General features: G+C 71.3%; 12 protein-coding genes. 5 read left to right on the top strand and 7 right to left on the bottom strand.

All coding sequences use genetic code 11. The features are described 5' to 3' along the window. Positions 1–94: 94 nt before the first annotated feature. From ACIBCJ_RS17190 to ACIBCJ_RS17180, 3 genes are all read right to left on the bottom strand, one after another. Positions 95–1,201: an amidohydrolase family protein gene (locus ACIBCJ_RS17190; protein WP_365980235.1), complete on the bottom strand. Its 1,107-nt coding sequence runs from the start codon at positions 1,199–1,201 to the stop codon at positions 95–97. Between the two features lie 98 nt (positions 1,202–1,299). After that, the gene (locus ACIBCJ_RS17185) at positions 1,300–1,671 is read right to left on the bottom strand and encodes a hypothetical protein (protein WP_393530187.1); all 372 of its coding nucleotides are present in this window, start codon (positions 1,669–1,671) and stop codon (positions 1,300–1,302) included. A 303-nt stretch (positions 1,672–1,974) separates the two neighbouring features. Next, positions 1,975–2,928 (bottom strand): heme o synthase, encoded by a 954-nt coding sequence (locus ACIBCJ_RS17180; protein ID WP_362108053.1) that lies wholly within the window; start codon positions 2,926–2,928, stop codon positions 1,975–1,977. A 371-nt stretch (positions 2,929–3,299) separates the two neighbouring features. On the opposite strand from ACIBCJ_RS17180, the gene tkt reads away from it, so the two are divergent. The 5 genes from tkt to pgl are packed head-to-tail and all read left to right on the top strand — an operon-like array spanning position 3,300 to position 9,900. Continuing rightward, on the top strand, positions 3,300–5,387 hold the full coding sequence (gene tkt, locus ACIBCJ_RS17175) for a transketolase (protein ID WP_362108050.1): 2,088 nt from the start codon (positions 3,300–3,302) through the stop codon (positions 5,385–5,387). Positions 5,388–5,420: 33 nt separating this feature from the next. Next, positions 5,421–6,539: a transaldolase gene (gene tal, locus ACIBCJ_RS17170; RefSeq protein WP_362108047.1), complete on the top strand. Its 1,119-nt coding sequence runs from the start codon at positions 5,421–5,423 to the stop codon at positions 6,537–6,539. Positions 6,540–6,542: 3 nt separating this feature from the next. Next, entirely contained in the window at positions 6,543–8,066 is a 1,524-nt protein-coding gene (gene zwf, locus ACIBCJ_RS17165; RefSeq protein ID WP_133890507.1) for a glucose-6-phosphate dehydrogenase, read from the top strand. Then, on the top strand, positions 8,063–9,118 hold the full coding sequence (opcA, locus tag ACIBCJ_RS17160) for a glucose-6-phosphate dehydrogenase assembly protein OpcA (protein ID WP_362108043.1): 1,056 nt from the start codon (positions 8,063–8,065) through the stop codon (positions 9,116–9,118). Before zwf ends, opcA begins: the two co-directional genes overlap by 4 nt. Then, entirely contained in the window at positions 9,115–9,900 is a 786-nt protein-coding gene (pgl, locus tag ACIBCJ_RS17155; protein ID WP_362108040.1) for a 6-phosphogluconolactonase, read from the top strand. The genes opcA and pgl overlap by 4 nt, the downstream gene beginning before the upstream one ends. A gap of 105 nt (positions 9,901–10,005) precedes the next feature. On the opposite strand, the gene ACIBCJ_RS17150 is transcribed toward pgl, so the two are convergent. The 4 genes from ACIBCJ_RS17150 to secG form a co-directional block, all read right to left on the bottom strand. Beyond that, positions 10,006–10,974, bottom strand: a complete 969-nt coding sequence (locus tag ACIBCJ_RS17150; protein ID WP_365980234.1) for a proline-rich domain-containing protein — start codon at positions 10,972–10,974, stop codon at positions 10,006–10,008. A 124-nt stretch (positions 10,975–11,098) separates the two neighbouring features. Then, the gene (pgi, locus tag ACIBCJ_RS17145) at positions 11,099–12,754 is read right to left on the bottom strand and encodes a glucose-6-phosphate isomerase (RefSeq protein WP_365980233.1); all 1,656 of its coding nucleotides are present in this window, start codon (positions 12,752–12,754) and stop codon (positions 11,099–11,101) included. 100 nt (positions 12,755–12,854) lie between these two features. Further along, positions 12,855–13,190, bottom strand: coding sequence for an RNA polymerase-binding protein RbpA (locus tag ACIBCJ_RS17140; protein ID WP_003976875.1), 336 nt, complete (start codon positions 13,188–13,190; stop codon positions 12,855–12,857). 213 nt (positions 13,191–13,403) lie between these two features. Further along, positions 13,404–13,640: a preprotein translocase subunit SecG gene (gene secG / locus ACIBCJ_RS17135; protein WP_133888543.1), complete on the bottom strand. Its 237-nt coding sequence runs from the start codon at positions 13,638–13,640 to the stop codon at positions 13,404–13,406. Positions 13,641–13,712: the final 72 nt, after the last annotated feature.

The following is a 13,712-nucleotide window of genomic DNA, read 5'->3' as shown; positions in this document are numbered from 1 at the left end:
GGCGGGCGGACCGCTCCCCGGCACGCGACAGCGATCGGGTGACGCGCAGGGCTGCGTGTCGGCGGCTCGGCCGGCTCGGCACATCGGGTACACGTCACTCCAGCCCGTAGACCCGCCCGGCGTTGCCCGAGGCGATCATCCCCGCCACCCGCTGCGCGTCCCCGAGCGACCACGCCCCCTCGGCCACCCAGGTGCCCAGCACCCTGCCGAGGGCCTCGCGGAACAGCCGGGCGGCGACGACGTGCAGCTCGGGCAGGCCCTGGGCGCCGCTGGAGAAGAGGATCTTGCCGAAGGGGGCCAGCTCCAGGATCTCCGCGAGGACCGTCGCCGCCCGGGCGCCGGTCCGCACGAGGGCGGCGCCCGAGTCGGCGTAGACGTGCGGGAAGACGCCGGCCAGGTGGGCGGCGTGCCGGTGGTAGGGGTAGCCGTGCAGCAGGATCAGGTCGGTGCCGAGGCCGGCGGTGGCGCGCACGAAGTCGGTGAGCAGGACCGGGTCGGTGCGGTCGATGCGCAGGCCCGGCTCGCCGAGGCCCGCGTGCAGCTGGAGCGGCAGGCCCGAGGCGACGGCGATCCACAGCAGGTGGCGCAGCAGCACCGGGTCGCTCAGCTCTCCGCCGACCTCGCGCCCGGTCAGCCAGCGGGCGGCGGCCCCGCGCACCTCGCCCGCGCCGGGCGGCTCCGGGGCGAGCGCCAGACCGTGCCGCACCCCGGCGACGGAGGTGAAGGCGACCGCGTTCGCGGCGGCGCCGTGCACGGCCTCGGCGAGGTTGGCGAGGAAGGACTCGACGGTGCCGGAGGTGTCGGCGACCTGCTCGGCGAGGAGCTCGAGGCGCACGGTCTCGTGGGCGTCGGCGTCCGCGGCCGAGGCCATCTCGGCGGGGCCGGTGAGGTCGCCGGGCAGTCCCGCGTCGACCAGGTAGGTGGTGATGCCGCTGCCGCGCAGCAGCCGCCGGTCGGCCTCGATGACGCCCAGTTCGCGACGCCGGGCCAGGTACCGGGCGGGCGGACAGTGCGGTTCCAGACCGAGCAGGGGCGGGCACCAGCGGCGTACGGCGAAGCCGGTCTGGGTGTCGAAGAGGGTGGTGCCCGGTGCCGGCGGGCCCTCGGTGCGGGCGAGCTGGGCCTCGAAGGTGCCGAGGCCCAGCTCCGTTCTCAGGACGCCGTGGCAGTACTGGTCCACCAGGGACGGCGTTTCGATCATCCGGGCTCCCCGTGCTGGGACCGTGCGCCGTGCGGCTCGGGTGCCTCGCGGCCCGTGCGCCCGGCGGCTTCCTACGGTCCTAACGGGTGAACCCGGTCTCAGGTGTTGCTCGGGCCTCCGACCTGGATGCCGGCCATGCGCGACCACTCGTAGCGACCGGTGGTGACCTTGGCCGCGAACTCCCCGTCGAAGTCCTCGTGGACGGTGACGCCGGACCGCTCGACGGCCCGCCGCGCGCTCTCGTGGGTGCGCGCGACCAGGTCGCCCCAGGCACCGTCCTCGCCGACCAGCACGATCCGGGCGCCGCGCTCACCGAGGTAGGCCACCTGGGCCTCGGCGCCGCCGTGGGCCTTGGCGAAGGATTCGATCCGCCCGGCCATCCGGGTCACCCGGCGCTCGGCCCACCGGTCCGACCGGCCGCCGGCCTTCGCGCCGTCCTGCTCCGTGTCCACCTGCTGCGTGTCTGCCATGACCAGGATGCTACCGACGGGTAGATCGAACGGCGACGGGGGGGGGGGGGGGGGGGGGGGGGGGGGGCGCGCCCGGCCGGCGCGGGGCGCGGGGGGGGGGGGGGGCCGGGGGGGGGGCCGGGCCCCCCGCCCCCCCGCGGCCGGGGGGCGGCGGGGGGGGCGGCCGGGGGGGCGGGGGGGCGCCCGCCCCCCGGGGGGGTCGCCGCCGCCGGGCGCGGCGCCCCCCGGGGGGGGGGGGGGCGGCGCCCCCCCCCCCCCCCCCCCCCCCCCCCCCCCCCCGTCGGACGGCTCCGTGCTGTGCGCTCAGCGCAGGAAGGGGTCCACCGCGATCGCCAGGAACAGCACCGACACGTAGGTGATGGACCAGTGGAACAGCCGCATCTCCTTGAGCTTGCCGCCCGTGACCTCCGCCTTGGCCCGGTTCTGCAGCCCGTGCGCCTCCCACAGCCACATGCCGCCGGCCGCCACCGCGACCGCGGTGTAGAACCAGCCGGTGTAGCCGAGCGGTGTCAGCAGCAGCGACACGACGACCATCACCCAGCTGTAGATGACGATCTGCCGGGCGACGACCTTGTTGGACGCGATCACCGGGAGCATCGGCACGCCCACGCGCGCGTAGTCCTCCTTGACCTTCATGGACAGCGGCCAGTAGTGCGGCGGCGTCCAGAAGAACATCACCCCGAAGAGGATGACCGGCGCCCAGGACATCGAGTTGGTCACGGCCGACCAGCCGATGAGCACCGGCAGGCAGCCCGCGATGCCGCCCCAGACGATGTTCTGCGAGGTGCGGCGCTTGAGGATCATCGTGTAGACGACGACGTAGAAGAGGAGCGCGCCGAGCGAGAGCCAGGCCGACAGCCAGTTGACCGTGAGGCCGAACAGCAGCGTCGAGACGATCGCCAACGTGATGCCGAAGGCGAGGCACTCGCGCGGACCGACCATGCCGGTCACCAGCGGGCGCTGCGAGGTCCGGTCCATCAACGCGTCGATGTCGCGGTCGATGTACATGTTCAGCGCGTTGGCGCCGCCGGCCGACAGATAACCGCCGACGCAGGTCAGCAGCACCAGCTTCAGATCCGGAACACCCTGCTCGGCGAGGAACATCACCGGAACGGTGGTGATCAGCAGTAGCTCGATGATCCGCGGCTTGGTCAATGCCACGAACGCCTTGACACGGGCCCCGAACGGCCGGTGACTCGGGCCCTGGCTCGTCCCGATAACCCCCGCAGGACGGGATTCAACGGCCGTCACGCACACCCCTGACAGAGACTCCCAGCGAACCCTCCCCGCGTGAAGTGGCGGTAAAGGCTCGCGCGTACCACGCCACTTTAGACGTTGCCCATACCTCGGTCTTCGCGGGGGTGGGCCCGTGTTGGCGAGGGCGCTCCGACGTGCGTTCGGACGGTCGATTGAGCAGTCAGATGAGCGGCTCCGTATTCACTTGCCGAATGCGGTTTCGCCCAGTCGACAGGCGGATCCACAAGAGTCCCGGCAGTCTGGTTTCCAGCGGAAAAACGCACGTACTTACGGGGGTAGGCTCGGCCATGGCCGGCCGACTCACGGACGCGCCGGCAGCCCGTGCACCCGTGCACCGGCAACCGACATGTGGAGAGGAGCCCTGACTCAGGGTGAGCACCAAGCCGACCACCACAGACCTCGAGTGGACCGAACTGGACCAGCGGGCCGTGGACACCGCCCGCGTCCTGGCCGCCGATGCCGTACAGAAGGTTGGCAACGGCCATCCGGGTACGGCGATGAGCCTGGCGCCCGCCGCCTACACCCTCTTCCAGAAGGTGATGCGGCACGACCCCGCCGACGCGAACTGGGTCGGGCGCGACCGTTTCGTGCTGTCCGCGGGCCACTCGTCCCTGACCCTCTACACCCAGCTGTACCTGGCCGGCTTCGGCCTGGAGCTGGCGGACCTCGAGTCCTTCCGCACCTGGGGCTCCAAGACCCCCGGCCACCCGGAGTACGGCCACACCACGGGCGTGGAGACCACGACCGGCCCGCTGGGCCAGGGCGTGGCCAACGCGGTGGGCATGGCGATGGCCGCCCGCTACGAGCGCGGCCTGTTCGACCCGGAGGCCGCCGAGGGCACCTCCCCGTTCGACCACTTCGTCTACTGCATCGCCGGTGACGGCTGCCTCCAGGAGGGCATCTCCTCCGAGGCGTCCTCGATGGCCGGCCACCAGAAGCTCGGCAACCTCGTGCTGTTGTGGGACGACAACCACATCTCCATCGAGGGCGACACCGAGACCGCCGTCTCCGAGGACACCTGCAAGCGCTACGAGGCCTACGGCTGGCACGTGCAGCGCGTGGCCCCGAAGCCGGACGGCGACCTGGACCCGAACGCGATCTACGACGCGATCGAGGCGGCGAAGAAGGTCACCGACCGGCCGTCCTTCATCGCCATGCGCTCGATCATCGCCTGGCCCGCCCCGAACGCGCAGAACACCGAGGCCGCGCACGGCTCGGCACTCGGCGACGACGAGGTCGCGGCGACCAAGCGGGTCCTGGGCTTCGACCCGGAGAAGTCCTTCGAGGTCTCCGACGAGGTCATCGAGCACACCCGCAAGGCCCTGGAGAAGGGGCAGGCGGCCCGCGCGGTGTGGGACAAGTCCTTCCAGCAGTGGCGGGACAACAACCCGGAGCGCGCCGCCGAGTACGACCGCGTCGCCAAGGGCGAGCTGCCCAAGGGCTGGGAGGAGAAGATCCCGGTCTTCGAGGCGGGCAAGGGCCTCGCGACCCGTGCCGCGTCCGGCAAGGTGCTCCAGGCGCTCGGCGCCGTGATCCCGGAGCTGTGGGGCGGCTCGGCCGACCTGGCCGGCTCCAACAACACGACGATCGACAAGACGTCGTCCTTCCTCCCGGCGGGCAACCCGCTGCCCGAGGCGGACCCGTACGGCCGCACCGTCCACTTCGGCATCCGCGAGCACGCGATGGCCGCGGAGATGAACGGCATCGCGCTGCACGGCAACACCCGCATCTACGGCGGAACGTTCCTGGTCTTCTCCGACTACATGCGCAACGCGGTGCGGCTGTCGGCCCTGATGCACCTGCCGGTGACGTACGTGTGGACGCACGACTCCATCGGTCTGGGCGAGGACGGCCCGACCCACCAGCCGGTCGAGCACCTGGCCTCGCTGCGCGCCATCCCGGGTCTGAACGTGGTCCGTCCGGCCGACGCCAACGAGACGGCGATCGCCTGGCGCGAGATCCTGCGCCGCTGGACGAAGGAGTTCGGCAAGGGCCAGCCGCACGGTCTGGCGCTGACCCGCCAGGGCGTGCCGACCTACGAGCCGAACGAGGACGCGGCCAAGGGCGGCTACGTGCTGTTCGAGGCGGACGGCGGCGACGCCGAGGTGGTTCTGATCGCGACCGGTTCCGAGGTGCACGTCGCCGTCGAGGCGCGCGAGCGGCTCCAGGCCGACGGCGTTCCGACCCGTGTGGTGTCCATGCCGTCGGTCGAGTGGTTCGAGCAGCAGGACCAGGGGTACCGGGACAGCGTCCTGCCCCCGTCCGTGAAGGCCCGGGTCGCGGTCGAGGCCGGGATCGGACTGACCTGGCACAAGTACGTGGGGGACGCCGGCCGCATCGTCTCCCTGGAGCACTTCGGTGCTTCGGCGGACGCCAAGGTGCTGTTCAAGGAGTTCGGCTTCACCGCCGAGAACGTGGCCTCCGCCGCCCGGGAATCGATCGCCGCAGCCCAGCGCTGACGCTCATACACGACAGTAGGAGATGCATTTTCCATGACAGACGCACTCAAGCGCCTCTCCGACGAAGGCGTCGCGATCTGGCTGGACGACCTGTCCCGCAAGCGGATCACGTCCGGCAACCTCGCCGAGCTGATCGACCAGCAGCACGTCGTGGGCGTCACCACCAACCCGTCGATCTTCCAGAAGGCGATCTCGCAGGGCGACGGCTACGACACGCAGCTGACCGACCTCGCCGCCCGCGAGGTGACGGTGGAAGAGGCGATCCGCATGATCACCACGGCGGACGTCCGTGACGCCGCCGACATCCTGCGCCCGGTGTTCGACAACACCGGCGGCAAGGACGGCCGGGTCTCCATCGAGGTCGACCCGCGTCTCGCCCACAACACCCGGGCGACGGTCGCCGAGGCCAAGCAGCTGGCCTGGCTGGTGGACCGGCCCAACACGCTGATCAAGATCCCGGCCACCGAGGCGGGCATCCCGGCGATCGCCGAGACCATCGGCCTGGGCATCAGCGTCAACGTCACGCTGATCTTCTCGCTGGAGCGCTACCGCAAGGTCATGGACGCCTTCCTGACCGGCCTGGAGAAGGCCAAGGAGCGCGGCCTGGACCTCTCGCAGATCCACTCGGTGGCGTCCTTCTTCGTCTCCCGCGTGGACACCGAGATCGACAAGCGGATCGACGCGCTCGGCACCGACGAGGCCAAGGCGCAGCGCGGCAAGGCCGCCGTCGCCAACGCCCGCCTCGCCTACCAGGCGTACGAGGAGGTCTTCGGCTCCGACCGCTGGGCGGCCCTGGAGAAGGCCGGCGCCAACAAGCAGCGTCCGCTGTGGGCGTCGACCGGCGTGAAGGACAAGGCGTACAGCGACACCATGTACGTCACCGATCTGGTCGCGCCCAACACGGTGAACACCATGCCGGAGGCGACCCTGTTCGCCACCGAGGACCACGGCGAGATCACCGGCGACACCGTCTCCGGGACGTACGAGCAGGCCCGCGCGGACCTCGACGCGGTCGAGAAGCTCGGGATCTCCTACGACGAGGTGGTCCAGCTGCTGGAGAAGGAGGGCGTCGACAAGTTCGAGGACGCCTGGAACGACCTGCTGAAGTCCACGGAGGCGGAGCTCAAGCGCCTCGCTCCCTCGAAGGGCTGAGAATTGTCGAGCAGCAACCCGCTGCGTGACCCCGCAGACCGACGGCTCCCGCGTATCGCGGGGCCGTCGGGTCTGGTCATTTTCGGCGTCACCGGCGATCTGTCCCGCAAGAAGCTCATGCCCGCCGTGTACGACCTCGCCAACCGGGGTCTGCTGCCGCCGGGCTTCTCTCTCGTCGGGTTCGCCCGCCGCGACTGGGAGCACGAGGACTTCGCCCAGGTCGTGCACGACGCCGTCAAGGAGCACTCCCGCACTCCGTTCCGCGAGGAGGTCTGGCAGCAGCTCATCCAGGGGATGCGCTTCGTCCAGGGCACCTTCGACGACGACGACGCCTTCGAGCGGCTGCGCGCCACCATCGAGGAGCTGGACAAGGCACAGGGCACGGGCGGCAACTTCGCCTTCTACCTGTCGGTGCCGCCCAAGTCCTTCCCGGTGGTCATCCAGCAGCTGAAGAAGCACCACCTCGCCGACCAGACGGGAGGCTCCTGGCGGCGCGCGGTGATCGAGAAGCCGTTCGGCCACGACCTGAGGTCGGCCGAGGAGCTGAACGCGATCGTCCACGAGGTCTTCGGTTCCGACCAGGTCTTCCGCATCGACCACTACCTGGGCAAGGAGACCGTCCAGAACATCCTCGCGCTGCGCTTCGCCAACACGATGTTCGAGCCGATCTGGAACCGGTCCTACGTGGACCACGTGCAGATCACGATGGCCGAGGACATCGGCATCGGCGGCCGGGCCGGTTACTACGACGGCATCGGCGCGGCGCGCGACGTCATCCAGAACCACCTGCTCCAGCTGCTCGCCCTGACCGCGATGGAGGAGCCCGCCTCCTTCGACGCGGACGCGCTGGCGGCGGAGAAGACCAAGGTGCTCGGGGCGGTCCGCCTCCCCAAGGACCTGGGCCGGGACACCGTGCGCGGCCAGTACGCGGCCGGGTGGCAGGGCGGCGCCAAGGCCGTGGGCTATCTCGAAGAGGACGGCATCGACCCCAAGTCGAAGACCGACACCTACGCCGCGATCAAGGTCGGCATCGACAACCGCCGCTGGGCGGGCGTCCCCTTCTACCTGCGCACCGGCAAGCGCCTGGGCCGCCGGGTCACCGAGATCGCGGTGGTCTTCCAGCGGGCCCCGCACTCCCCCTTCGACACGACGGCCACCGAGGAACTCGGCTCGAACGCGATCGTCATCCGCGTCCAGCCCGACGAGGGCGTCACCGTCCGCTTCGGCTCCAAGGTGCCGGGCACGTCGATGGAGATCCGGGACGTGTCCATGGACTTCGCCTACGGCGAGTCGTTCACGGAGTCCAGCCCGGAGGCGTACGAGCGGCTGATCCTCGACGTGCTGCTCGGCGACGCCAACCTCTTCCCGCGCACCGAGGAGGTCGAGCTGTCCTGGAAGATCCTCGACCCGATCGAGCAGTACTGGGACGAGCACGGCACCCCGGCCCAGTACCCGGCCGGCACCTGGGGGCCCGTCGAGGCGGACGACATGCTGGAGCGAGACGGACGGAGCTGGCGCCGGCCATGAAGACAGACCTCACGGACACCACGGCCAGCAAGATCAACAAGGCGCTGGTGCTGGGCCGTCGGGCCATCGGCACCCCCGCCGTCGGCATGGTGCTCACCCTGGTCATCGTCACCGACGAGGAGAACGCCTACGACGCGCTGAAGGCCGCGAGCGACGCCGCGCACGAGCACCCCTCGCGCACCCTCGTCGTCATCAAGCGCGTCTCCCGCTCACCTCGGGACCGCACCAAGTCCCGGCTGGACGCGGAGGTACGCCTCGGGGCCGACGCGGGCACCGGCGAGACCGTCGTGCTGCGGCTGTACGGCGACGTGGTCGACCACGCCCAGTCGGTGGTCCTGCCGCTGCTGCTGCCGGACGCGCCGGTGGTGGTCTGGTGGCCGGTGAACGCGCCGCTCGACCCGGCGAAGGACCCGCTCGGGGCGCTGGCCCAGCGCCGGGTCACCGACACCTACGCCTCCGAGGAGCCGGTACGGGAGCTGTCGGCCCGGGCCGACGCCTACGCGCCGGGCGACACCGACCTGTCGTGGACCCGCATCACGCCGTGGCGTTCGATGCTGGCGGCGGCCCTGGACCAGGTCGACTGCCAGGTGCAGGCGGTCGAGGTGGAGGGCGAGGAGCACAACCCGAGCTGCGAGCTGCTCGCGATGTGGCTCGCGGACCGGCTGGACGTGCCGGTGAAGCGTTCGGCGTCGAACGGTCCGGGTCTGACGGCGGTCCGGATGGACACCGACTGCGGTCCGGTCGTGCTGGACCGGGCCGACGGTTCGCTCGCGAACCTGTCGATCCAGGGTCAGCCGTCCCGAGCGGTGGCGCTCAAGCGTCGTGACACGGCCGAGCTGATCGCGGAGGAGCTGCGGCGCCTCGACCCGGACGACACGTACGCCTCGGCGCTGCGCTACGGGGTGGAGCGGCTGAACGCTCCGGCCGGTGATGGCCGGGCCGACGGTGAGGGCGCCCGCGCGGTCGCCGCTCCCGTCGAGGCGGTCGCGAAGGCCCGGGCGAAGGACGCGGCGCAGGAGAAGACACCGGTGAGGAAGGCGGCGGCGAAATGAGCGACACCCCGCAGCTGGTCGTGCACCGCGACAAGGAGCTGATGGCCGAGGCCGCCGCGGCCCGCCTGATCACGAAGATCGTGGACGCACAGGCCTCCCGGGGCAGCGCGTCCGTGGTCCTCACCGGCGGTCGCAACGGCAACGGTCTGCTCGCGGCACTCGCCGCGTCCCCGGCCCGCGACGCGATCGACTGGGGCCGGCTCGACCTGTGGTGGGGGGACGAGCGCTTCCTGCCGGAGGGCGACCCGGAGCGCAACGTCACCCAGGCGCGCCAGGCGCTGCTCGACGCGGTGCCGCTGGACCCGAAGCGGGTGCACGCGATGGCACCGTCCGACGGCCCGCACGGTTCGGACGTGGAGGCGGCGGCCGCCGCGTACGCGCAGGAACTGGCCACGGCGTCCGTCCCCGAGAACCACGCGGCGGTGCCGTCCTTCGACGTCCTGCTTCTCGGCGTCGGCCCGGACACCCACGTGGCCTCGCTCTTCCCGGAGCACCCGGGCGTCCGGGAGACCGAGCGCACGGTGATCGGCGTCCACGGCTCCCCCAAGCCGCCGCCCGTCCGCATCTCCCTGACCCTGCCCGCGATCCGCGCCGCCCGTGAGGTGTGGCTGCTGGCGGCGGGCGAGGACAAGGCGAACGCGGTGGCGATGGCCCTGTCGGGCGCGGGCGAGATCCAGGCCCCGGCCGCGGGCGCCCGGGGTCGGGCCCGCACCCTGTGGCTCCTGGACTCGGCTGCGGCATCCCGGCTGCCGAGGTCGCTGTACCCACCGGCGTCCGCCTAGATCACGGCATGACAGAGCGCCGGGCCCCGCACGTGCGGGGCCCGGCGCTCTGTCATGGTGCGCCCCGGGACCATCCGGCACCTCGGCGCCGGCGGGGCGGTGGCGTCAGGACCCGCCCGGGCCCGGCGCGTAGGGGTTGGGGCGACCGCCGTGGTGCGGCGCGTACGGCGGCGGAGGCGGCGTGTGCGGCCGGTGCGGTCCGGGGGCGTACGGGTGGCCGGGCCCCGCGGGCGGATACGGGTGCCCTGAGGGGTTGCCGGGCGGCGGCACGTGCGGCAGCCCGGTCGGCGGCAGGTGGCCGGGGGCCGGCGGGACGTGCCCGGGAACCGGCGGGAGGGTCGCCGGGTGGGCCGTCAGACGGATGCCGTAGCGCCGCTTGAGGCGTCCCGTCTCCAGCAGCGCGATCACGGTGACCGTCACGGGCGCGCCCAGGATGAACACGATGCCGAGGGTGAGGCTGAGCCCGTGCAGGTCGCCCGTGACCAGGTCCGGCAGGGCCATCAGCCAGCTCGTCACCGTGGCCAGCAGCGCCGGGAGGCAGCGGTGGACGGCGGCGGTGCCGAAGAAGTTGCCGGAGACCCGCACGGCACCCCAGGCCACGAAGCCCAGCATCCAGAGCATCGTCATGCCGCCGACGATGATCACCAGGGGGTTGCCCGTGGTGTTGATCGTCGTCACCAGCACCACCGTGGCGGCGACGCAGCCGACGAACAGCAGCAGCAGCTTGAGGGCGTTCGTCAGCGGTACGCGCAACTGGCGGACGGTGCCGGTGCGCCGCCAGACGAAGAGCATCGCCCCGACCACCAGCGGGGTGATGAACAGCAGGACGACGGAGGCCGTCAGCGCGTTCTCCATCAGCTGGGCCGCGTCGAAGCCGCCCTCGAAGAGGGTGTAGACGCCGATCGAGGCGACCGCGCCCCCGATGACCCTGATCCGCTTGAGCCGCTCGATCGACGGATCGAGCGACGGCGGGATCCACCTGGGGTGGAACACCGCCGTCGCGGCCTGCTTGGGATTGAGCAGGGACCGGGCGCCCAGCCCGCCTCCGGTCCAGCTTCCGCGCGTTCGCGCCACCTTGTTCCCCCGAACACTCGCTGTGATGATCGCCGGGGGATTCTACGACAGTCGGCGGGGTCGGTGGACGGGATGCCGCCGCGCCACCGGCCGCCCACGCCGGTCACCCCGTCGACCACGTCGGTCACTGCCTTCCGCGCAGCTCCCGGTAGGCGGCGACCAGCGCCCCGGTGGAGGCGTCCAGCCCCGCCACCCGCGCGCCCTCGGTCAGCGCGGGCTCGATCCGCTTGGCGAGCACCTTGCCGAGCTCGACGCCCCACTGGTCGAAGGAGTCGATGTTCCAGACCGCGCCCTGGACGAACACCTTGTGCTCGTACAGCGCGATCAGCTGGCCGAGGACGGAGGGGGTCAGCTCGGCGGCGAGGATCGTCGTGGTGGGGTGGTTGCCGCGGAACGTCTTGTGCGGGACCAGGTCCTCCGGCACTCCCTCGGCGCGTACCTCGTCGGGGGTCTTGCCGAAGGCGAGGGCCTGGGTCTGGGCGAAGAAGTTGGCCATCAGCAGGTCGTGCTGGGCCTTCAGCCCGTCGCTCAGCTCGGCCACGGGCCGGGCGAAGCCGATGAAGTCCGCCGGGATCAGCTTGGTGCCCTGGTGGATCAGCTGGTAGTAGGCGTGCTGCCCGTTGGTGCCCGGCGTGCCCCAGACCACCGGGCCGGTCTGCCACTGCACCGGGTTGCCGTCGCGGTCGACGGACTTGCCGTTGGACTCCATGTCCAGCTGCTGGAGGTAGGCGGTGAACTTCGACAGGTAGTGCGAGTACGGCAGCACCGCGTGCGACTGCGCACCCAGGAAGTCGCCGTACCAGACGCCCAACAGGCCCAGCAGCAAAGGCACGTTGGACTCGGCGGGCGCGGTGCGGAAGTGCTCGTCGACGATGCGGAAGCCGTCGAGCATCTCCCGGAAGCGGTCCGGGCCGATGGCGATCATCAGGGACAGGCCGATGGCCGAGTCGAAGGAGTAGCGGCCGCCGACCCAGTCCCAGAACTCGAACATGTTCGCCGTGTCGATGCCGAATGCGGAGACCTTCTCGGCGTTGGTCGACAGCGCCACGAAGTGCTTGGCCACCGCCTTCTCGTCGCCTCCCAGACCGTCGAGCAGCCACGAGCGCGCCGAGGTGGCGTTGGTGATCGTCTCGATGGTGGTGAAGGTCTTGGAGGCGATGACGAACAGCGTCTCGGCCGGGTCCAGGTCGCGGACCGCCTCGTGCAGGTCGGCGCCGTCCACGTTGGAGACGAAGCGGAGGGTGAGCGAGCGGTCGGTGAACGCGCGCAGCGCCTCGTAGGCCATCGCCGGGCCCAGGTCGGAGCCGCCGATACCGATGTTGACGACGTTCTTGATCCGCCTGCCGGTGTGGCCGGTCCACTCGCCGCCGCGGACCCGGTCGGCGAAGCCGGCCATCTTGTCCAGGACGGCGTGCACCTTGGGGACGACGTTCTCCCCGTCGACCTCGACCACCGCGTCCCGGGGAGCGCGCAGCGCGGTGTGCAGCACCGCCCGGTCCTCGGTGATGTTGATCCGCTCACCGCGGAACATCGCGTCCCGCAGCCCGAACACACCGGTCGCGGCGGCCAGTTGGCGCAGCAGGCGCAGGGTCTCGTCGGTGGCGAGGTGCTTGGAGTGGTCGACGTACAGGTCCCCCACCCGGAGCGTCCAGCCGGTGCCGCGCCCCGGGTCGGCGGCGAACAGCTCGCGCAGCCGCACGTCGCCGAGCTGCTCGCGGTGCTCGGCCAACGCGGCCCATTCGGGCGTCTGGTGGAGCCTGGTGCGGCCGTCTGCGTTCATGTCGGACGTCAGCCTTCTTCCTCGGGTGTCCCAGCTGTCCGTGCTGTACAGCTGTTCCAACCTAGATGATCAAAGGTGACGGCGTCCGACGGAGAACGGACTAGATCTCGCCGCGCAGTTTGGCCAGTGCTTCGGCGAGGATGGCCTCGCCGTCCGCGTCGCTGCGGCGCTCGCGCACGTAGGCGAGGTGGGTCTTGTAGGGCTCGGTGCGCGGCGGGTCCGGCGGGTTGTCCCGGTCCTGTCCGGCGGGGAAGCCGCAGCGCGGGCAGTCCCAGGTCTCCGGGACCTGGGCGTCGCTCGCGAAGCTCGGCTGTGTCTCGTGTCCGTTGGAGCACCAGAAGGAGATGCGCAGACGCGGCGCGGACTCGCCGCGCTCGGCCTCGCCCATCGGCCCCGCCCCGACCCGGCTCCCCCGGATCGCGTTGCCACTTGCCACGGTCGTAACTCCCTGCGTGATGGTGCCGCAAAGCGAGTCGGCGTTTCGCTTCACTGCGAGCGCCTCAGTCTACGTAAGGCCCAACGCGCGTCCAGTGATTGGAGTTACAAGCTCCGATGCGCAGACGCAAGCCCCATGATAGGCGGCGCCGTGAGGCGCGTACCGAACATGGGGCTTTACGTGCACAAGTGTGTGGCGGGGCGGTGCGACCGGTCAGTTGTTGGCCTTCATGAGCAGGCCGAGCACCATGATGCACGCGAACCAGCACAGACCGACCACGACGGTGATCCGGTCGAGGTTGCGCTCGGCGACCGAGGAGCCGCCGACGGAGGACTGCATGCCGCCACCGAACATGTCGGAGAGGCCGCCGCCCTTCCCCTTGTGCATCAGCACCAGCAGCATCAGCAACGCGCTGAAGACGATCAGGGCGATCGAGAACCCCAAAACCACGGCTGGACCAACTTCCTCGGATTCGGATGGACGACGGGGGCACGGTGACAGCGGGCCACCATGCCCCCGCAA

This window comes from Streptomyces sp. NPDC051136 (assembly GCF_044455745.1).
GTDB lineage: Bacteria > Actinomycetota > Actinomycetes > Streptomycetales > Streptomycetaceae > Streptomyces.
This window is presented reverse-complemented; position numbering and strand designations above follow the sequence as displayed.

Excerpts from the sequence above, each read along its gene's own strand:
- ACIBCJ_RS17190 (WP_365980235.1), bottom strand. The coding sequence starts at position 1,201 with ATGATCGAAACGCCGTCCCTGGTGGACCAGTACTGCCACGGCGTCCTG.
- pgi (WP_365980233.1), bottom strand. The coding sequence starts at position 12,754 with ATGAACGCAGACGGCCGCACCAGGCTCCACCAGACGCCCGAATGGGCC.
- ACIBCJ_RS17185 (WP_393530187.1), bottom strand. The coding sequence starts at position 1,671 with ATGGCAGACACGCAGCAGGTGGACACGGAGCAGGACGGCGCGAAGGCC.
- tal (WP_362108047.1), top strand. The coding sequence starts at position 5,421 with ATGACAGACGCACTCAAGCGCCTCTCCGACGAAGGCGTCGCGATCTGG.
- pgl (WP_362108040.1), top strand. The coding sequence starts at position 9,115 with ATGAGCGACACCCCGCAGCTGGTCGTGCACCGCGACAAGGAGCTGATG.
- opcA (WP_362108043.1), top strand. The coding sequence starts at position 8,063 with ATGAAGACAGACCTCACGGACACCACGGCCAGCAAGATCAACAAGGCG.